Origin of the sequence: Streptococcus parasanguinis (assembly GCF_015557775.1) — a bacterium.
In the GTDB taxonomy this organism is placed as follows: domain Bacteria; phylum Bacillota; class Bacilli; order Lactobacillales; family Streptococcaceae; genus Streptococcus; species Streptococcus parasanguinis_AA.
The window spans coordinates 347072-367536 of record NZ_JADNOY010000001.1 but is presented as its reverse complement, the minus strand read 5'-3'; the positions used below and the strand labels follow the sequence as shown (position 1 = coordinate 367536).

Sequence of the window (20465 nt, the reverse complement as noted above, 5' to 3'; positions counted from 1 at the left end):
AATTTATGAAAATACTAATTAAAAAATTTTTTGATAATGAAATTTTATCCTATCTCTTTTTTGGGGTTGCCACAACCATTGTTTCCGTCGGAACCCGCCTCTTCATCTATCATGTGTCTCGTGATGAACGATTAGCGACCGCAATTGGAAACATTGCTGGGATCCTCTTTGCCTTTGCGACCAACGATACCATTGTCTTTAAACAAGAAAGAAAGGGCTGGTTTCAGCGCTTGATCCGATTTGCAATTGCGCGCTCTGGGACCTTTATTCTAGATATGGCCTTGACCGAGATTTTTGTCAAGCAGTTCCCAGGAATTATCGGGCAATTCGTCCACAATAACAAAAGTCAGATCAATCTGATTGAAACCCTCTTTGCACAAGTGGCCATTGTGGTCCTCAATTACGTCTTTAGTAAACTCTTTGTCTTTAAAAACAAAAACAAGGCTTGAAACGATTGTTTCAAGCTTTATTCTTTTAAACTTCTATACTTGCATGCTCTGCACTTAATTGATAGATGGTGCCTTCAACCCCAAAATAATCCTTGGCTAGATCTTTCAATTCCTGCATAGCTGTTTGTGCGCGTTTAGCCTGCTCTTCATTGATAGCTTCAATGACCAAAATAGCGTCCTTGGTATCTTCAGTTAGCATGGTTCTTTGAGCCTCACGCCAATTCAAACAACGGCAAACGGCGCCTTCTTGGTCGTAGTAGATGATCTCCCCTTCCAAAGCTGGCGCATCTTCGTCAGCTCCTAATGGAAAGAAAGGTTCGCCTCCTTTCGCTTGTCCTAGTGAGAGGCCACCCACCAATTTATCCATATCTTCTCCCCCACAAGGAAGGGCATAAGCCATCGACACGCTATTGTAAAGATCCACCAAAGGATTAATCGGATAGAATTCACGTCCCTGATGAACCCGTTTTAAGAGTGCCTCTATTGAAGATCGGGCTCCTTTTTTTGTTTTAAACTTGCTAAAAGCTTGGCGCCACTCTTGAACGAACTCACTCTGGGTATAGTTTTCTTCATCGATAAATTCCCATGCTCGCTTGGCACCCTTGTCCAACAATTCTTTGAAATAAGGATCCTTGGCTTCATCTACTGTATTATCAATACCATACAAGGACATCACTGTAATTCTAGCTGTTGGAAATAAATCCCAAAATGCTTGATCGACTGTCACTTTCATTGCTTTACCTCACTATAATTTCTTTTTTGACCTTTTTTGACTAGTTCCCAATCCAAGGTGATATTCTCACGAACTCGGATCAGATACTCTTCTAACTGTGCGACTTCTTCTTTGGAAAATCCTTTTAAGGCAGTTGTCTCAGAGTAAAGATGCTCCCCTAAAATGAAGGGGTAAATCTGCTTACCTTTTTCAGTTAATTCCCATTCCTTGGTTTTAAGGTTTTCACCCTTTGGGCGCTGTTGAATCATTCCTCGTTCTTCTAGTCTTTTTACGGATCGGGCAACAGTTGAGCGATCTACTTTTAAGAGCTCAGAGAGTTCTTCCTGAATCATTCCAGGTTGCTCCGCAATTCGCACCAGGTAAAGGTATTGACCACGCGCCAAATCCAAATCTCGAAATTCAATATTTGCTATAGAATCCAGAGCTCGCGCAATGATGCCTATCTCACGCAAAATACTCATCTCACTCCTCCTTTCCTATTGACAATAGCATAACACATTTTTGTTGCATTTGCAATAAAATGGATAAAAAAAGAGGCTGGAACAAAAGTTCTAGCCTCTCAATTATTTTTGAATTGTGAAGCAAGACGCAGTGGTTGAGTGGGCTCTACTACGCTGATCCCATCAGCTTTTACAGCCCTACTCAACTGTGCGGAGGTGGGACGACGAAATCGAATTTTAACGAATGACCGTTTTCTGTCCCACTCTCCCTTATTCCGTTTTTTCTTTTTTTATCAAGCGTAACCGACGCTTTAATTTTTGTGAAACTTCTCTATGCCGAAAGTCCACTTCTTCTGATTTTAACTTAGAGACAATTTCTCCACTGCGCGTTTGGAACTTTGCTTCTCTAGCAAATTGGATACTGGCATTTAAAATACAACCAATAATCATGATTTTTGCCACCAAGATAAACCAGAACATGATGACCGCTAGGACGACCGAACCGAAGAAACGAGCATCTAAGAAATGACTCACATAACGATCCACATATTTCCAAAAGATATTCAAGATCGCATACAGGACAGCAACAACAAAGGTCGCCCCTGGCAATACATATCTAAATTTCGGAATTTTGACATTTGGAAGGGTGTAATAGAGCAAGACCAGACTGACAAAAAGCAAGAGATAGATGGTCGGCTCTGTCAAATTCAGTAAGCGCACATAAATCGTCCGATCAAATGAAAAGGTCCGATAGAGATAGCGAACGATCATTTTCCCAAACATGGAAAGGATCAGCGAGAGTCCAAACAAGCCCTGCAAGGCAAAACTGATCAGGAAGCTAAAGAGTCGCCCCCAGATAATACCACGCTCTTTTTCCACCCCATAACTCTTGTTATAGGCTTTTTGGAGGTAGGCAATGCTCTGAGAGAAGATCCACAAAGCAGAAATAATCGAGAAACTCAGTAAGCCTGTCGAAGGTTTGGTCAAGACACTCGAAATCATCTGTGCCACTATTCGATATAAGGAGGCTGGCAAAACTTTCTGTAAGCTTAAAAGAATCTGAGTGGGACGAATATGAAAGTAGGGTAAAATATTGGCTGCAATCAGCATCAAAGGGAAAATGGAGATCAGCAAATAATAGGCTACAGCAATGCTGGTGATATCAGACTCTGCACTCTGATAAAACCGCACGAAGCCCTTTATAAATGGCTGTTCCAGTACTTTTTGTAGGACCTTTTTCATTCGTCACCTCCCCATTTTACTAAAAAAGAGCAAAGAGCGAAACCAGACACTTGCCTTCAGCTCCATTCTTTCCTCTCTATTTTTTAGTATGTTCCTTCTTCACCTTGACTAGTTAAGATCACTGGACCATCTTTTGTAATCACAAATTGATGCTCGTATTGACAAGATAGGCCACCGTCAAGGGTCTTATGGGCCCAACCAGTTTCCATATCTGTATCAATCTCCCAAGTACCGGTATTAATCATTGGTTCAATCGTCAAGACCATCCCTTCACGTAAGCGAAGACCGCGTCCAGCACGACCATAATGCGGAACCATTGGTTCTTCATGCATGGTAGGCCCGACACCGTGTCCGACCAAATCACGCACTACGCCATAGCCTTTGCTTTCCGCATACTCTTGAATCGCTGCACCAATATCCCCCAAGCGATTGCCAACGACCGCTTTCTCAATTCCCTTATAGAGACATTCTTTGGTCACGTCCATCAAATCTTTGACTTCTTGGGAAACATTTCCAACAGCATAAGCCCAGCATGAATCAGCTAAACCACCGGTATAGGACTCTGTATATTTTTTCACTTGCGCCACATTATCAAAATCCAATTTTGAAACATCTAAAACAGACTTATCCAGCGGTTCAGACAAGACCATATCTACCTTGAGGAGATCACCATCTTTAAGAATGACGTGACGTGGAAAAGCATGGGCTACTTCGTCATTCAAACCACAGCAAGTCGCATAAGGATAATCCATGAGACTGCCTTCTACACCGATCTGAAGCGGCAAGACATTGGCTTCTTTACAGCGACGACGGACATATTCCTCTACTTCCCATAGGTCAAGCCCTGGCTTGATTAAGTCACGTAATCCAATATGAATGCTGGCAAGGAAATCTCCTGCACGATCCATGGCTTCAATTTCACGTTGTGATTTTAATGTAATCATTGTCTCCTCATTTCTTTTGTTTAATTAATCTTAATCGTAATGGTTGCTTTCGCGACTAGCTGCAGATCTAAATACAAGCTAAAATCAACCAAGGCCGAACGTCTAGTTCGCCGAACAAGTTGGGGTTCAATGCGGATCACATCATCCACCTGCACAGCCTGTAAAAAATTGATGATCAACTGTTCGACAATCAAGCTACGCCCACTGTGTTGCATCATCTTGCGAACAACCTTCATCAGCACTTCGATCATGACCCCATTGGCCAAAACACCACTTTTCTCCAGCATACTTGGTTCCACTGTGAATTGGTAATGGTCGTTCTCTGTTTGAATCTTTTGGCCAATCTGCTCACTAAAGGTTGGTAAGCTCGAAAACTGCACCTTGCTAATCCGATCCATGACATCCCGACGCGTAATAACCCCCAGCAAGGTCTGGTTATTACGAACAACAGGAATCATTTCATAATCTTCAGCGATCATCCGTTGGCTAATCGTCGCAATGCTGGTGGACAAATTAGTGGTAAAAATGGTCCGTGACATCACCTTATCAAGGGTCGTCTGAGGCGCCTTATCTCCAGCATCTCTCATGGTTACGACGCCCACTACCATCTGGTGCTGATTGACAACCGGAAAACGACTAAAGCGATTCTTTCGAACCAAATCTAAATAATCCCGGACCGTATCCGTCTCAGAAAGATAGCCGTACTCATGGAAGGGCCGATAGACCTGCTCGACTGTCAAGATATCCGTCTTGATCTGCATGTTAGACAAAGCCTTATTGATCATGGTCGCGACGGTATAGGTATCGTGTGAAGTTCGGATGACTGGGATTTGTACCTGATTGGCCAGATCAATCACATCCTCACTCACTTCAAAGCCACCCGTCACTAAGACCGCATTGTCATGCTTAAGAGCCAATCGTTGGATGCTAGTGCGGTCACCCACGATCAAAAGCCCCCCTTCAGACACATAGTCAAGGACGTGCTTTTCTGTCATGGCACCGATATAAAATTTATTAAATTCTTTTTCGAGTCCCTCTTCACCAGCTAATATTTCAGAACCGGTGATTTCTAAAATTTCCCGATAAGTCAGGTGCTCTAGTACAGCTTTTTGCGATTTGACACGGATGGTCCCGCTTCTAGGACGCGTTTCGACAATTCCTTGATTTTCAGCTTCTTTAATGGCACGATAGGCCGTCCCATCACTGACATTCAAAAAATTGGAGATACTGCGGACACTGACCCGTTTTCCAATCGGTAATTTTTCGAGATAGTCTAAAATCTCTTGGTGTTTACTCATAGAAGTCCCCTCTACCTAGGCGGAAATCATAATAATCGCGCATTTTACGCGTATAGCGGTCACTCCCTTTGAATTGACGAAAGAGACGAAAACCAGCCTTCAAAGCAACCTTTTGACTCCCTGCATTTTCAACATGGGTGACAATCTTAAGCTCCTTCAGTTGAAATTGTTCAAATGATAGATAGACCAACTCTTTGACCGCTTCTGTCATCAAGCCCTTTCCCCAAAAATCTTTGTGTAAAAAGTATCCTAACTCAGCCTCTCCCTTAATTTCATCCAACTTTTCAAACTTGATGGAGCCAATCATCTGATTGGTTTCCTTATCACAGATCGCCCAAACCCCCAAAGGATTTTTCATGAAATAGTTGGCTAGTACATATTGAGTTTCAGCAAGGTCGGCTTGTGCAGGGAAGATAAATTGTAAATTTTCAGGATTCGAAGCAATCTTATAAAAATCTTCCGCATCCTCAAAGAGAAAAGGTCGTAAATACAACCTTTGTGTTTCAATTAGTGAATAGGCAGCTAAGTGTGTCCAAATATTCATTTCAAACTCCATTGTTCGTGTATCCAGCCACCACTATCAGATCCCTAGTTCTGTCACTATTCCTCTACCAACTGGATGTCTGCTCCAAGTTGGGTCAATTTATGAATAATATCTGAATACCCGCGAAGGATGTATTCCACATTTGTAATTTCTGTTGTTCCAGAAGCCATGAGACCGGCGATCACTAAAGCCGCACCAGCTCGAAGATCCGTCGCTTTCACACTGGATCCTGTCAATTGATTTGGCCCTTCATAAATAATGTGGTCGTTCAAGGTCGAAATGGTGGCCCCCATTTTAGCTAATTCTGGTACATGGTTGACCCGTTTTTCATAAATCGTATCAACAATGCGACCACGTCCTACAGCCGTTAAGAGCAAAGGTGTGATCGGTTGTTGCAAATCAGTCGCAAAACCAGGATAAGGAGACGTTTTGATCTGGATGGCCTTCAAGCCCGTCTGCTTTTCTACAAAGATACTATCTTCAGAAATGGTCATACGCACACCCATTTCCTCTAACTTGGCAATATAACTCTCTAAATGCTCATACAGGACATTGTTGATCTGGATACCTTCTCCAATAGCAGCTGCAAGAGCAATATAGGTTCCTGCTTCGATGCGATCCGGAATCACCTGATGTCTCGTTCCATGCAATTGTGGAACACCATCAATGATAATAATATCTGTCCCTGCTCCACGAATATGGGCTCCCATGTTGTTGAGCAAGGTCACCACATCGATAATCTCAGGTTCCCGCGCAGCATTTTCGATCACTGTCCGACCTTTAGCTTTGACCGCTGCCAAAATCGTATTGATCGTTGCACCGACACTAACAGTATCCATATAGATGTTAGCTCCTTGAAGAGGCTTGCCATCAGTCGCAAGTTTCATACTAGAGCCATCCATGGTCATAGCGGCTCCCATCGCTTCAAAGGCCTTCAAATGCAAATCGATAGGACGTGGTCCAAGGTCACACCCACCAGGAAGCCCAACCGTTGCTTGACCATAGCGTCCTAATAAGCTGCCATAGAAATAATAGGAAGCTCGTAAACTGTTGATCTTTCCAAATGGCATGGGCATATTCTTCACCCCACGTGGATCAATGATCAAACTGTCTTCTTTGCGCTCGATCTTAGCCCCCATGATGGTCATGATTTCAATCAGACTCGCCACGTCGGAGATATCCGGTACTCCGTCTAGGGTCACGATATCATCCGCCAGAATGGTCGCCGGAATCAGGGCTACTACACTATTTTTTGCACCACTAATGGTCACCTCTCCTTTTAGAGGGCGACCACCATTTATTACAATTTTTTTCATCTTAATAATTTATTAGCTCTTTCAAGTCTTTTTCCTTTTACTATCGTTTTTTGCAACGGAAATAAAAGGGACAACGTATTCAAAATACTGCATCTATTATACCACAGATCGACCTATTTTTCCATCTGTAGGAATTTTCAAAACGAAAAAAAGCTAGGATCATCTTGACCCTAACTTTTCCATTTCAACGAATTATTTTACAGCATCTTTCAAGGCTTCTACCTTGTCCAAACGTTCCCATGGAAGGTCGATATCTGTCCGTCCCATATGGCCGTATGCTGCTGTTTGACGGTAGATTGGACGTTTGAGGTCCAGCATTTGGATAATCCCTGCAGGACGAAGATCAAAGATCTCACGCGCTGCTGCTTCTAATTTGCTCTCAGCAACAGTACTTGTACCGAAAGTATCGATACGAACAGATACTGGGTGAGCCACCCCGATCGCATAAGCCAATTGCACTTCTGCCTTCTTAGCAAGACCAGCTGCCACAATGTTTTTAGCAATGTAACGAGCTGCATAAGAAGCCGAACGGTCCACCTTGGTTGCATCCTTACCAGAGAAGGCACCACCACCGTGACGTGAATAACCACCATAGGTATCGACGATGATCTTACGACCTGTCAATCCTGAGTCCCCTTGAGGTCCACCAATAACAAAGCGGCCAGTTGGGTTGATGAAGAATTTAGTCTCATCATCTAGGTAAGAAGCTGGAATCACTTCTTTAATGACCTTATTAATTACATCTTCGTGGATTTGTTCATTGCTGACATCTGGATCGTGTTGGGTTGAAATAACAACCGTATCTACGCGCACTGGGCGGTCATTTTCATCGTACTCAACAGTGACCTGCGATTTCGCATCTGGACGAAGATAGCTGATTTCACCTGACTTACGCAATTCTGCCAAGCGACGAACCAACTTGTGACTGAGTGAAATTGGCAATGGCATGAGTTCTTCTGTTTCATCCACCGCAAAACCAAACATGAGACCTTGGTCTCCTGCACCGATCAAATCGAGTGGATCTTGATCCGCATTCCCACGTACTTCTAGGGCTTCGTTTACCCCTTGAGCGATATCAGGAGATTGTTCCACCAATGATGGGTGTACTCCAACAGTTTCAGCAGAGAAACCATATTCTGTATTGGTATAGCCAATTTCTGCAATGGTATCGCGAACAACACGGTTAATATCGACATAGGCATTGGTTGAAATTTCACCAAAAACATGGACTGAACCTGTATAAACAGCTGTTTCAGCCGCAACGTGTGCTTCTGGATCTTGCTCTAAAATAGCATCTAAAATAGCATCTGAAATTTGGTCTGCAATCTTATCTGGATGCCCCTCAGATACAGATTCAGACGTGAAAAGTTTACGTTCTGACATAAAAATGTCCCCCCTTAAAAAATATTGTTATAGAGTTACAAAGTACTGATAGAAGATTTCTACCACCTTATCGGGACCATATAACACTTCATTATAACACATTACATATGATATGGAAAATGATTTTTCAAAAAGCCCATTAAATCAGCTTTTTCGGTCTATGCACTACCTAGTTAAACTGACTTAAACATTCCTCAAAGTTCCTAAAAAGTTCACAAAAAATACCCCGTAGGATATCTATCAATTGACGAGTTCAGCAGGCAAGATCTAGCACTCTCACACGGTGCTTTTTTTATCTTCAAAAATGGTAGGCGTCCGCGTACCAATGGGTACTCGAAAACCTACCACCTACTTAAATGATAACAGTTCTTTAAAAATTTTCAACCCTATCTACTTTAATCAGTCTCCATTTTTAAATAATATCCTCCAATAAATACCAGGACTCCTAAAACCAAGGATAAAATATTTGGACCTGTCCAATAAGGATCTAGCGTACCTATGATGGAAACAATAAATAAGACGGCTGATGTATTTAAGAGACCCACATTTCCATTCCTCATAGCTATGAAAAGGATGAAAGTCGCAATCATAAAACAAATATAATGGATGGCACCAATATATAAGATCAGTAGATACATGGGGTTTCCTAAAAATAAAGGAAAAATCATAATACCAAGGTGACAGACTGCTATTATAAGGGCGCTCCATAACCAAGATGACTGAAGAATAATTCTTTTTGGCGAATTTTCTTTATCATTGTTTGATCGTATCTCAGCATTCAACTGATCGTTTACATCTATCTCTCCTTCTACTTGAGAGTTTTCCATCTCTGATTTAGTTTCAATAGATGATAGATCTTGTACTTTCACCTTGGACTCCCAGCTATCTGCAACTTTCTCAAACAAACCAAAAACACGACAAGCAATATAAATCGATAAGAGAAGATAAAAGAGACCGTAAAAACTTATACGAGTGATGAAAGAGTATACTGCACCTATCTCAACAAGAGAAGATAAAATGAGCAAGAGAGAAAATACTTTCTGAAGTTTCTCACTTGTACTTGTGATCATAACATTAATCAGAAGTAGAAACATTAACTCCATTACAATGTATCGAAGTGTAAAAGCGTAAATGTCACTCGTTCTATCCATACCAATCAATATAAATAGTGGAGAAATATTTGTAGAGGCAACAAATAGTACTAAATAAGCTATCGATGATTTCCAACTATCTTTACTTTTCCAATTGTTTAAAAGCTCCCTCATTTCTACATTCTTTATAAGCAAGCAAATCCATATTAAACAAATGACATTTAGTACAAAGGAAATGTTCATCAGATTTGTTGGGGAGAAAGGTGGTAAAAAAAACATCAGTAGTTGGGTAATTGAGAGGAGAAGAGCAGCTATCAATCCTTCAACATTTAAACGCTGCTTCATGATTCTCCAAATTACCCAGCAAATAATCATTCCATTCCATATAGAAAAAATACTAGAGACAGTGAACAGTGGTATATCTCCATTTAAATTTTGGGCATTATAGCTCTCTACTAGACTACTACCATAAGAAACAAGATAAAGAATTGCTTCAAGAATTAGCAGTATACCATACCATTTTTTTCTAGACATAGATTCTCCTCCACTTTCTAAGAAAAGTATTTAACGATTCATTTATTTAAATTATAACACAATTTGTAACCGTTTTCCTATTGCGTTATCAGTACTAAATAAATAAATAAAAAAGATAGGATTTATCACCCTACCTCCTATCATCAGTCTCCATTTTTTAACAATACAGTTCCAATCAATACCAGCACTCCTACCACAAACGGTGGTATATGATTAATCACCCAATCCGGATCACCCGCAGCAATAAATGAAAAAACATAAATAGCTACTGCCATATAAAGAGTTGCTTTATTGGCATTCACTATTCCATTCCAAAGCAGGATGGTTGCTATCACAAAGCTAATCATATGGATTCCCAAAAAGTACAAAAAGCCACCAGCCCACGCTCCCATTGAAAAGAGACCTAATAAAAGTAAAACTATATAAACAATGGCCAAAAACAAAGCAATAGAAAGGATTACAGAATTTCCAATTCTCTTCTCTGGCTTCATTTCATTGTTCGGAAAAAGACTTTCATCTGAAGCATATGCTTCATTTTCTTTATCTACTTCAGGATTTTTTTGTTGATCTGTCATAACTTTCTCCAAACATTTTTAGTTATTCTTTCAAATAATAGCGCTTAAAAATAGAGCGGAAGAACTGATTTAACTAGGGCTTTAATCGACCCGAATATTTTTTATTGAGTAGAGTTGACCATATCCATTTTTTAATTAAGAGCTTTTCACTTCTTTAACCAGGAGTGTTCCGATTAAATCCAAAATACCTAAACATAAGGGAGCAATTCGAAATATTTCCCAGTCCGGATCAAAAGCCAAGATGATAGACAGCAGATAGAGTCCAATACTCGCATAGAGAAGGCTTTTATTCCCCTTCTTCATCCCTAGTCGAATTAGAAAGGCTCCAATCGCAAGACTTAATAAGTTTGGACCAAGGAAAATCAAAACGACAAATCCCCAACCATCACCCCAAGGTGCAAAGTAACAGACAAACATTACAAGATAGATAATGGATAAGTAAAATGTCGCTGAAAGAAGAATAGAATGTAAGCTATTTTCTTTTGGAGAATTCTGAACAGATACAAAATTGGGATAATCTTCACTGATCTTACTATGTTCTTTATTTTCCTCAAGATGTTTCTCTTGGTTTGTCATCACTTTCTCCTAACTTTCTTATATTTTTATGTTTTTCCGTTAACACCATTATTCTTGATTCCATCATTCTTTTCATGATAGCCATCTATTCAATGCTATCTCTTAAACATTAATTTGGACAGGTTTCCAGTTAGATTGCTAACATATCATGAAATAGACTGGAAGCCTTCCCTAAATAAAATCAGCCTCTGCAATAGCCTTTTTGACTTCTTCAATCGGCAGATGAACCAGTTCTACTTCTTTTTCGCGGTAGAGGTATTCGGCATATTCATCGATGCGGTACTGATGAATGTATACCACTCGCTTGCAACCGACTTGAAGCAACTGCTTGGTACAATTGAGACAAGGAAAATGCGTCACATAAGCTGTAAAGCCTTTAGGAATTCCACGTTCAGCTCCTTGCAAAATCGCATTGACTTCCGCATGAATCGTCCGGACACAATGTCCCTCGACCATGAGGCAGCCATCCTCCAAGCAATGATCTGTACCAGAAACGGATCCATTATAACCTGTTGCAACGACCTTATTATCCTTAACCAATACAGCACCTACTTTTGCCCGATTACAGGTCGCTCGATTCGAAATCAGTAAGGCCTGTGCTGCAAAATATTCATCCCATGCTAGTCGATTGTGTGTCACCTTTATATCCTCCATCTCTCCTCATATCTGTTACGATTATTTTCATTATAGCATGAAATCAGCAAGAAAAAAAGACTGAGGAAAACTCCTCAGCCTTATAAATATTATTTACCAAGTTTTGCTTTAGCTGCATCTGCAAGAGCTGTGAAAGCTGCTGCATCGTTAACAGCCAAGTCAGCAAGCATTTTACGGTTAACTTCGATCTCAGCCAATTTCAAACCATGCATCAATTGTGAGTATGAAAGTCCGTTCAAACGAGCTGCCGCATTGATACGTGTGATCCACAATTTACGGAAGTCACGTTTCTTTTGACGACGGTCACGGTATGCATAGTAGTAAGAGTTCATTACTTGTTCTTTTGCAGTACGGAACAAGATATGTTTAGCTCCATAGTAACCTTTAGCTAATTTAAGAATACGTTTACGACGTTTGCGTGATACAACGCCACCTTTAACACGTGCCATTTATATTTCCTCCAATATTTCCTAGAATTCTTTACTTACGAATACGCGATTATTTCAAGCGAGTAAGCATTGCTTTGATACGTTTGAAATCTCCTGAATGCACCATAGATGCTTTACGAAGATGACGACGTTGTTTCTTAGTTTTTCCGTGGAAACGGTGAGAAGTGTAAGCACGGAAACGTTTAAGTCCACCAGAACCTGTACGTTTGAAACGTTTAGCTGATGCGCGGTGTGTTTTTTGTTTTGGCATGATATTTTCTCCTTTTTTTAACTTTCTGACAGATTATTTCTTGTCAGTTGCTGGCGCCAATTGCATGAACATTTGACGTCCATCCATCTTAGCACGTTGTTCGATGATCGCCACATCTTGTGTAGCTTCAGCGAAGTCGGCTAAAACTTTAGCACCAATCTCTTTGTGGGTAATCATACGACCCTTAAAGCGAATGGATACCTTCACTTTATTTCCTTTTTCAAGGAATTTGCGAGCATTGCGAAGTTTTGTATCGAAATCACCCTTGTCAATCACTGGGCTCAAACGAACTTCTTTCACGGTCACAACGCTTTGTTTTTTGCGTTGTTCTTTTTGCTTCTTCTGGTACTCAAATTTGAACTTACCGTAGTCCATAATTTTCGCAACAGGAGGTTTAGCTTGAGGTTGAATGAGAACCAAGTCAACATTAGCGTCGTCCGCAAGTGCTTGCGCTTCGCTAAGTGGTTTGATACCCAATTGCTCACCTTCAAGACCGATTAAGCGAACTTCACGTACACGAATTTCATCATTGATGAATAAGTCTTGCTTTGCTATGGTTTTCACCTCTTTTTTATTATTCGAGAAAAACAAAGAACGGACCTGCAAAACAGGCCCGAACTACATGATGTATTTCATTACTGAAACTTGATCCGTAGGGGCCAGGCAACTTGCGTCACAAGGCGAGAAGTTCTCACTTCTGCTTTTCTCAACTTTTATATGATATCAAGTTTTTTATTCTTTGTCAAGAAGTTTTTTTGCTTTTTCTTCAATAAATGCAACAACGTCTGCAATTCCAACACCCGTCGTATCAAAATGAATGGCATCAGCTGCAGGTTTCAAAGGAGAAACGGCACGGTGGCTGTCCTTATAGTCCCGCTCAGCGATTTCTTTTTTCAACAATTCAAGATCCGCTGTGATGCCCTTTTCAACATTTTCCTTATAACGACGTTCTGCCCGCTCCTCAACAGAAGCGACCAAAAAGATCTTCAACTCTGCATGTGGAAGAACGACGGTCCCAATATCACGACCATCCATGACGATGCCCCCCTCTGCTGCAATTGCTTGCTGTAGAGTGACAAGTTTTTCACGAACTGGCGCAAGTGCTGCAACCCATGAAACATTGTTGGTCACTTGGTTATCGCGAATCGGGTGAGTAATATCTACGTCTGCTACAAAGACAAGCTGCTCTCCTTCTTCCGAACGACCGAAGCTAATTGGATACTGATCTAAAAGGTCTAAGAGGTCATCAACCTGTTCAGCTGTTAAATTATTTTGCAAAGCTAGGTAAGTCGCCGCACGGTACATAGCTCCTGTATCCAAATAGGTATAACCCAGATCCTTAGCAATAATTTTTGCAACCGTAGACTTTCCACTAGAAGCGGGGCCATCAATAGCAATTTGAATTTGTTTCATTCTCTACTCCTACTGAATCTTAACAACATCACCAGGATTGGCGTACCAAGATCCTGTAGACATGTGGGATGGATTTAACTGTTCCAATTGGGCAATGGAAATACCAGCACGCGCAGCGATCGCTGCTTCCCCTTCACCTGCTTGAACAGTGATCGTGCCTTCTTCAGAGTTCTCATCTTTTGAACTATCTTTAGTAGCTGCTTGGTCCGTCTGTGCTACAGGAGCTGATGATGTCTGTTCAACCTTAGTCTCTCCATTGTAGAAACCAGCCATTTGTTTTGATTTGTCGCTCCCTCCGGTAGAAAGGAAAATCAACAAACACACCATAGCCACAACCACCACAAAGAAAATAATGGCTAAAATTGTCAATAGACGATCTGCCTTGATTCCGTTTAACTTACTCGTTCTTTTCAATGTTTCTTCTCCATCATCGTAAATATCTTCTTCCCATGGTTCTTTTGCCATGACTTCCTCCTTGTTTTTTCTCGTAAAAATCATTACAATAGAAGTATGAAAGTTACGTTAATTCCAGATCGTTGCATCGCTTGCGGTCTCTGTCAGACCTATTCTGAATTATTTGATTACCATGACAATGGCATCGTTAAATTCGCTTCTGAAGAGGACGACCTCCTTGAAAAGGAAGTTCCTGTCACAAACGATGTTCTCGAGGCTATCAAAGAATGCCCCACTCATGCTCTCTTAAAAGATTAAGAGGGCTTTTTATTTGTTTGCATAATACATCTCGTAGTAATCCACATGGATGAAATTGTCCGTCAGGATTACTTCTCCCTTAAAATAAGGATTTAAGGCAAGCGCATTGATAAAGTATTTTTTCGGCCATTTTCGCATACAGAATGTCCGACTGCGCGAACCATCATTAAAAATGAGCTTGATCGATTTCTTATTTACTTCGACCTTTTCGATCGAGTCAATCTTTACCTTGATTGGAGTAAAAGGATTAGCTGTAATAATCCGTAAGATCCCATCCTCATAGATCGTGAAGTAACGATGGACCCCAATCGCAAGCAAGGCCATAAATAAAAAGAACGAAAACAAAACTAGCGTTGGCACACTAGAGCTCTCATACATCAAGGCCAGTCCAATAAAGACCGGAATCACTGCAATGGACCAATAAGTCACAAGAATAGATAAGTCCGGTTGCCAATGATAATGGACCTTTCCAAATATCTTAATCATGAGCGTACCCCCATCTAATAGTTTAGCATAAAAAACAAAAAAAAGGGAGCCAGACAGCCAAAATCACAAAGATTTTTAACTGCTTGCTCTCCTTTTAATTGGATTTACTAGTTGGAACTTTAAAGAAGTCTTTAGAAAGGTAACCTTTCCCACTAATCAAGTCGTATTCAACCATTTTCAAATCCTCTGCAATTTCTTGCGCTTCTCCTTCCAAGGCCTTTTTATCGACACTTGCTTTTTTCAATACTTCTGTCAATAAAGCATAGTAAGGCGAAACTTTTGAATTGGTCTGTTCAAAGACCATAGCAGAGAAATCACTTGAATTGACCAAAGGATAGTTCAATTTCGGTGCATCAAAATTACTCCAAATGAAGTAGTCTGTCTGATACTGACTCTCCGGATTATTCTTAAAGGCGGACTCAGGATAAAGACCTGGCAAATGATCCCCATAAAATACCACTGTAATCTTCTTATCTATTTTAGAAAGACTTTCCAGGAAGGATTGGGTGGCGGTGTCAGTTTGTGAAAGTAAACGACTGTAGAAAGTCAGTTTTGAATTTTCTTCATCACTAAAACCTTTACCTTTGGCATCCAAGGTTTCTGGGTTTGCTTCTAACCATGGGGTATGATTTTGCATAGTCATCACAGAAAAGAATTGTCCGGTTTTGTCGTTTAAGTTATCCAACACAATATTATAGGTGGATTCATCACTCGGACTGATTCCTTCTTTTCTAACAGTTATCCCCTTAGTATTAATCGTGATAAAGTCGCTAAAATTCAGCCTTGAATATACAATGTCCCTAGAATAATTTGCTCCACCAGCTAAATGAATAGCTATTTTATTTTTGCTAGAATAAGTATTACTTATAGAAGGAACATCATGAATTTTAGGGAATACCTCTGTATACAATACCGAAACAGTTGGTGATATATTATAGAATGGCAAACTTGTTAAAGTTTGAAACTCCATATTTGCTGTTCCACCACCATAGCCATCTGAATGCATTTGACCACTCGTGTGGGTTTTCATAATGTTTTCAATATTTGGAATCGGGTTTTCCGTGAGCTCAACACCTTCAACCTTTCTAGGATCAGAAAAACTTTCGCTCAGAATATAGATAACCGTTTGATCATTTAAGTAGTTACTTCTCTCCCTATTAATCTCATTCGATAAGTTAGTATATTTTTGAGCTATTTTCTCGAGACGTTCTTTGGAATAACCATCTGGTTTTGGAATAACTTCCGTCGTCAATTGATTCATCCAAACGTAAGATAACCCTTTATAACGGGCATTAGTCGTATTACCTAACCAATTAATATCTTGATAATTATTTAACGTGCTAATGATTGGAACATTGGCCTTGATCTTTCCGTTTTCTTTATCACTGAATATCCCATTGACACTCTTAAAACATAGGAGCATCAATGCAATAGCTCCAATTTGTATTTTCCATGAACGAATAATTCTACCCTTAAATAAATATCTTTTCCCCAAAATTAATACAGCAAGCATCAATATCAGTGAAAATATAATTATGAAAATCTGAGATTTCTCAATATAACCAAGTAAAGTTAAAGGTTTAGATAACCAGGTTAAATCACTTGGTAAAACCGGTTCCTTTCTCATACTAAATTTAACAAAATTTGCAAAAACAAACGAAACCGAGACACATGAAATAAGGAAAGTAGCAATCCAATATTGATTGATACAAATGTAAACAAAGATAAGGATCGCTGTCAGAATGAGAATTTGAAATAAGATGGCATCTGGAATCGTGTAATGAACGCCTAAGAAGGGTTCTGTTCGACCTAAACTGAATTGGATAAAATAATTCAATACAATTGCAATAGTGGTACTAGAGAAGAACACTAAAGAGAAACTCGGTTTGTTCTTGACGAAATCTCGCTGCCCTTTTGTATACAAGAATCCAAGTAAGGAAATCAATGGAAAGAGAATGTATAAGAATTCATTTGTTAACCAAAATTGCTGAGCTGAGTATTTGCCAATTTCAAAGGCCTTATACAAAAAATTATCTGTCCTGTAAATCAGGGTCGAAAAATTTTTGTCTGTTACGATAAAGGTGATCAAGAGTTGCGACAAGACCAGATACTGATAGTTCTCGCCAATCTCTTCTCCTCCTTTTTTCCGACTTGGTAGCTTATCATAATGCTGTCGCAATAGAACCAAACCACCTGTAGAAGCAAACAGAAGGAAAATGACAAGGAAGGAATCCGTTCTAAAGAATGGATTCTGATCAAAATTCCAAACCTTGTATTTTGGATTATTCAAATAAATCGTGATTTCTGTCAAATAAGAAAGGGTATTGTAGACCAAATAACTGACAATCAGCTTTAAAGGAAACCATTTTTTAAAATTGAACTGGGATAATATTGGAATTAATAGCAAGAAACTAATTCCAAATAGAATTCCTAAAAAATTGACATATTGTAGGACAGTCCCCGTTGCTTTATTATGTACTGCAAGATTATTCTGAGCTAGGTAAAAATTAAAAAAAGAAAATAGAACGAAAGTAACCCCATAATACCACTGAGTTCTTGAGACTTTCGATAATGCTGAGAGGATAAATTCTTTAACATTAAACTCTTTTTTCCGTTTCATTATTTCACTTTCTTTATCATTCTTTTTAGTATATATTTCACAGCTCTTGCTGGTCCAATCACAATATACTTCAAGGCCCCTTTAATCCCTCCTATTTGATTAAAGTCCACAAAGGTATGCGGTTGGAGATCCTCACGATTGTTCAATTGCTTATTATCGATAAACGGTGTCAGAACATGTGGGTTTTGAGAGATCCTAAAGTCATATTTTTGATCCCAAGCAATATAGATCAACAAGCGTTCAATCGCATGAAGGATTGAATTCTGTGGTAAAGGTTCAGCTGGAACATCTGCTGCTGTCAAATTCAAATCAAAGAGTGGTTTCAAAGCATCATATTTAAACCAAACAAAGGTTCCATAACTCATGACAAAGGTATTGAGATTCTTGAAATCAATCGACTTGGTCGCTCCCATCCGTTCCCATAGCTTGTTCATCTCTGGCGAAATGAGGGCTTCATTCCAGGCAACCACTATTCGATTGTAACGGAAGAAAGTTGGAATATCTGCGATGGTGATTCCGACTTTTGGATTGGCCTCCATGTTGGCAAGGATTTGATCCGCTGGCTTGACCAGCATCTCAATCAATTCTTTCCGCCAAGATTCACCTGCCCAAAAATCTGCTTCTTTTGATTTCTTGGTATGGAAATGACCGACATAATCATAGTGGGAGAGTTGCTCTTTTAAGAGTAGCATTGGCAACACATCCCGACCAATGTTTCCAGTCATCACAACCGTGGCATCTTGTGCTCGATGAGAAAGAATTTTCTCAACAGCCTGCTTCTTCTCTTCTGCATCTGTCGTGATCCATAAGTCATAAGCGAAATGAAAGGCTTGAAAAGCATCTAGAAATTCTTCCAAGAGGTCCACATAAAAGACATGAAGATGAACCCCAACTTTTTTACCAAACTCTCCAGCTAATTCCTGATTTTTCAAGTACTTACGAGACAAGAGATAAGGAAAGTCCGGACGATCAATCATAGACATGTGGTTAAGAATCAAATCCAATGGATAGTCCGATACACGCTCCAATTCATCAAAAATATAAGGCATGATTCCTTCATTGTTTGCAATGGTTTTGACTTTGATGAAAGGAACCTTATGATTGAGAATCGCTGTAGGATTATAGTAAGAAAAGTCTGGATAAAGCATCCCTGTGGTGTCTTCATGAATGGTATCAAAGACCGTCTTATAGTGAAAACCTGCATCCAAGAAGTTCGTTGTGACCTTGGTTTCGTAGTTATCGATCACATCCTGAACATTGGTAAAGTCTTGAACTCCCTGCCAAAATTCATGGAAAGTACTTGATTCAATAACCTGTTTTTTAAAGCTAAGATAATAACTTTGAATATGCTCGTTAAAATCCTTGTCTTTCCGGTAATTGGTCATTCCCCAGAAATCCACTTCATCATCATTTTCAAACTGCTGGTAGATTGGTTTTAGATCCCAAAGAGGTCCAAAGCAGGTATCATTCATGAGGGTAACAGAATCAAAGTGAGCCAGTTGATCAAAGCCGACTGTCTTCATTCCATCCCGCCAAGCCGCAAAGTCAAAACCACTATTTTGACGTTCGAGAATATCGTCCACCAACTGTTGCGAAGACAAATGGGCCTTCACATCTTCTGGTAGCTGACTATTGGAGATAAAGACCACCCGTGAATACAAGGGACGAATTTTTTCTAATTGGTAAAGTACATGTCCACTGATAAAGTTAAATTTATTAAAGTGGACATATAAAAGTAAACGTTGCATATTATTTCCTTATTCTTAAGAATTTCAAGATCTTTGTTGGAATGGTCCAACGGCGAGAATGGATGACGGAATTGTATTCATGAGATAATTTTTCATTTTTTTGAATCAATTCTTGTACGTTTTGAGATAATTCATCCAGTTTATTTATTGAAATTTCTAAATCTTTTTGAAGATGATTGATTAAGTTTCCCATTTCAAAAATCCGCCATTCTTGCTTTGCATCATGTTCGGCTTGTATTTTTGCAATGTCTAAAATATCCTGTTCAGGGTACTTATTTAGATACTCTAATTGTGTTTTTAATAAACCATCAATCCTATATTTCATTTTGACAGGATCTACTGGTCTTGAATCTGAATTACTTGACATTCTATACGCAACAGTTGCATCTTCAATAAATGTAAGTTCTGTCAGATGAAAGAATTCCAACTGCATTGGGAAACCATCATCTACAGAATCCGGTGCTATCATGTGATTTACTTTTTGCATTAATTCAGTTTCAATCATCCACGACGAAGGTAATGTCATACCTTTCGTGGCTAACATTTTACTATATGTATTTGCATATGCAATAGGACCATTTTTAAAAACATTTTCGTGGATAATCTTATTGTCTTCATCCACAATATTAAATTCTGTATTACACCACTTAGAGTTTTCATTTGATTCTAATAAATCAAATTGTTTTTGTAATTTTTTTGAATCAATCCAAAAATCGTCTGCGTCACATCTTGCAATATACTTCGCTGTTACCTGATCACAAATATCAATCCAAGTTCTAGTTAATCCTTTGTTCCGATCATTAAATACAAGAGAAATTTTATCTGGGTATCGATCCCTATAATCTAATAATATCTCTCTTGAATTATCTGTTGAGCAATCATCAACAACTAGAATATCATATGGAAAATCTGTTTCTTGGCACAAAAAACTATCTAGAGCCATTGAAATATATTGACTATAATTGTAACTCGTACAAACTATTGTTACCACTGAATCTTTCATAATAAT

Annotated in this window: 23 protein-coding genes and 1 other annotated feature; of the genes, 2 read left to right on the top strand and 21 right to left on the bottom strand. The window is 39.5% G+C overall.

Annotated elements, in window-relative coordinates; all coding sequences use genetic code 11:
* The first annotated feature begins 5 nt into the window (after positions 1-5).
* Positions 6-449: a GtrA family protein gene (locus I2F76_RS01960; protein WP_195412029.1), complete on the top strand. Its 444-nt coding sequence runs from the start codon at positions 6-8 to the stop codon at positions 447-449.
* A 25-nt stretch (positions 450-474) separates the two neighbouring features.
* Here the strand turns inward: I2F76_RS01960 and I2F76_RS01955 are convergent, their stop codons facing one another.
* From I2F76_RS01955 to I2F76_RS01875, 17 genes are all read right to left on the bottom strand, one after another.
* Positions 475-1182 (bottom strand): B3/4 domain-containing protein, encoded by a 708-nt coding sequence (locus I2F76_RS01955; protein ID WP_049523405.1) that lies wholly within the window; start codon positions 1180-1182, stop codon positions 475-477.
* A complete protein-coding gene (locus tag I2F76_RS01950) occupies positions 1179-1643 on the bottom strand; it encodes a MarR family winged helix-turn-helix transcriptional regulator (protein ID WP_049513898.1) in 465 nt (154 codons plus the stop codon). The genes I2F76_RS01955 and I2F76_RS01950 overlap by 4 nt, the downstream gene beginning before the upstream one ends.
* Positions 1644-1892: 249 nt before the next feature.
* The gene (locus tag I2F76_RS01945) at positions 1893-2864 is read right to left on the bottom strand and encodes a YihY/virulence factor BrkB family protein (RefSeq protein ID WP_195412030.1); all 972 of its coding nucleotides are present in this window, start codon (positions 2862-2864) and stop codon (positions 1893-1895) included.
* Positions 2865-2947: 83 nt separating this feature from the next.
* The gene (locus I2F76_RS01940; protein WP_003015764.1) at positions 2948-3808 is read right to left on the bottom strand and encodes a methionyl aminopeptidase; all 861 of its coding nucleotides are present in this window, start codon (positions 3806-3808) and stop codon (positions 2948-2950) included.
* A 20-nt stretch (positions 3809-3828) separates the two neighbouring features.
* Positions 3829-5106: a CBS-HotDog domain-containing transcription factor SpxR gene (spxR, locus tag I2F76_RS01935; RefSeq protein WP_021153022.1), complete on the bottom strand. Its 1278-nt coding sequence runs from the start codon at positions 5104-5106 to the stop codon at positions 3829-3831.
* Positions 5099-5650, bottom strand: a complete 552-nt coding sequence (locus tag I2F76_RS01930; RefSeq protein WP_195487118.1) for a GNAT family N-acetyltransferase — start codon at positions 5648-5650, stop codon at positions 5099-5101. The genes spxR and I2F76_RS01930 overlap by 8 nt, the downstream gene beginning before the upstream one ends.
* A 56-nt stretch (positions 5651-5706) precedes the next feature.
* Positions 5707-6966 (bottom strand): UDP-N-acetylglucosamine 1-carboxyvinyltransferase, encoded by a 1260-nt coding sequence (locus tag I2F76_RS01925; RefSeq protein ID WP_195487117.1) that lies wholly within the window; start codon positions 6964-6966, stop codon positions 5707-5709.
* 192 nt (positions 6967-7158) lie between these two features.
* Positions 7159-8349 carry a methionine adenosyltransferase gene (gene metK / locus I2F76_RS01920; RefSeq protein ID WP_023917824.1) on the bottom strand — a complete coding sequence of 397 codons (1191 nt, stop codon included), beginning with the start codon at positions 8347-8349 and terminating at the stop codon, positions 7159-7161.
* Positions 8350-8744: 395 nt separating this feature from the next.
* Positions 8745-9974 (bottom strand): ABC transporter permease, encoded by a 1230-nt coding sequence (locus I2F76_RS01915; protein ID WP_229289611.1) that lies wholly within the window; start codon positions 9972-9974, stop codon positions 8745-8747.
* Positions 9975-10117: 143 nt separating this feature from the next.
* A complete protein-coding gene (locus tag I2F76_RS01910) occupies positions 10118-10549 on the bottom strand; it encodes a hypothetical protein (protein ID WP_031574151.1) in 432 nt (143 codons plus the stop codon).
* A gap of 135 nt (positions 10550-10684) precedes the next feature.
* Positions 10685-11125, bottom strand: coding sequence for a hypothetical protein (locus I2F76_RS01905; RefSeq protein ID WP_129824180.1), 441 nt, complete (start codon positions 11123-11125; stop codon positions 10685-10687).
* A gap of 171 nt (positions 11126-11296) precedes the next feature.
* A complete protein-coding gene (locus tag I2F76_RS01900; protein WP_195487116.1) occupies positions 11297-11764 on the bottom strand; it encodes a deoxycytidylate deaminase in 468 nt (155 codons plus the stop codon).
* Positions 11765-11868: 104 nt separating this feature from the next.
* A complete protein-coding gene (rplT, locus tag I2F76_RS01895; RefSeq protein ID WP_000124830.1) occupies positions 11869-12228 on the bottom strand; it encodes a 50S ribosomal protein L20 in 360 nt (119 codons plus the stop codon).
* 49 nt (positions 12229-12277) lie between these two features.
* Positions 12278-12478 carry a 50S ribosomal protein L35 gene (gene rpmI / locus I2F76_RS01890; protein WP_001125942.1) on the bottom strand — a complete coding sequence of 67 codons (201 nt, stop codon included), beginning with the start codon at positions 12476-12478 and terminating at the stop codon, positions 12278-12280.
* Between the two features lie 33 nt (positions 12479-12511).
* Entirely contained in the window at positions 12512-13042 is a 531-nt protein-coding gene (gene infC / locus I2F76_RS01885; protein ID WP_003003721.1) for a translation initiation factor IF-3, read from the bottom strand.
* 16 nt (positions 13043-13058) lie between these two features.
* Positions 13059-13187: a sequence feature (ribosomal protein L20 leader region), on the bottom strand.
* A 23-nt stretch (positions 13188-13210) separates the two neighbouring features.
* Positions 13211-13891, bottom strand: a complete 681-nt coding sequence (gene cmk, locus I2F76_RS01880; RefSeq protein ID WP_003015791.1) for a (d)CMP kinase — start codon at positions 13889-13891, stop codon at positions 13211-13213.
* Between the two features lie 9 nt (positions 13892-13900).
* Positions 13901-14356: an SAG1386/EF1546 family surface-associated protein gene (locus I2F76_RS01875; protein ID WP_195487115.1), complete on the bottom strand. Its 456-nt coding sequence runs from the start codon at positions 14354-14356 to the stop codon at positions 13901-13903.
* 45 nt (positions 14357-14401) lie between these two features.
* Between I2F76_RS01875 and I2F76_RS01870 the strand changes: the two genes are divergently transcribed.
* Positions 14402-14602 (top strand): ferredoxin, encoded by a 201-nt coding sequence (locus I2F76_RS01870; protein ID WP_031574174.1) that lies wholly within the window; start codon positions 14402-14404, stop codon positions 14600-14602.
* A gap of 9 nt (positions 14603-14611) precedes the next feature.
* On the opposite strand, the gene I2F76_RS01865 is transcribed toward I2F76_RS01870, so the two are convergent.
* From I2F76_RS01865 to I2F76_RS01850, 4 genes are all read right to left on the bottom strand, one after another.
* Positions 14612-15088 (bottom strand): EbsA family protein, encoded by a 477-nt coding sequence (locus I2F76_RS01865; RefSeq protein WP_070465707.1) that lies wholly within the window; start codon positions 15086-15088, stop codon positions 14612-14614.
* Positions 15089-15182: 94 nt separating this feature from the next.
* Positions 15183-17708, bottom strand: a complete 2526-nt coding sequence (locus tag I2F76_RS01860; protein WP_195487114.1) for an LTA synthase family protein — start codon at positions 17706-17708, stop codon at positions 15183-15185.
* The gene (locus tag I2F76_RS01855; RefSeq protein WP_195487113.1) at positions 17708-19456 is read right to left on the bottom strand and encodes a rhamnan synthesis F family protein; all 1749 of its coding nucleotides are present in this window, start codon (positions 19454-19456) and stop codon (positions 17708-17710) included. Before I2F76_RS01855 ends, I2F76_RS01860 begins: the two co-directional genes overlap by 1 nt.
* 1 nt (position 19457) lies before the next feature.
* A complete protein-coding gene (locus I2F76_RS01850; RefSeq protein ID WP_070589262.1) occupies positions 19458-20459 on the bottom strand; it encodes a glycosyltransferase in 1002 nt (333 codons plus the stop codon).
* Positions 20460-20465 lie beyond the last annotated feature (6 nt).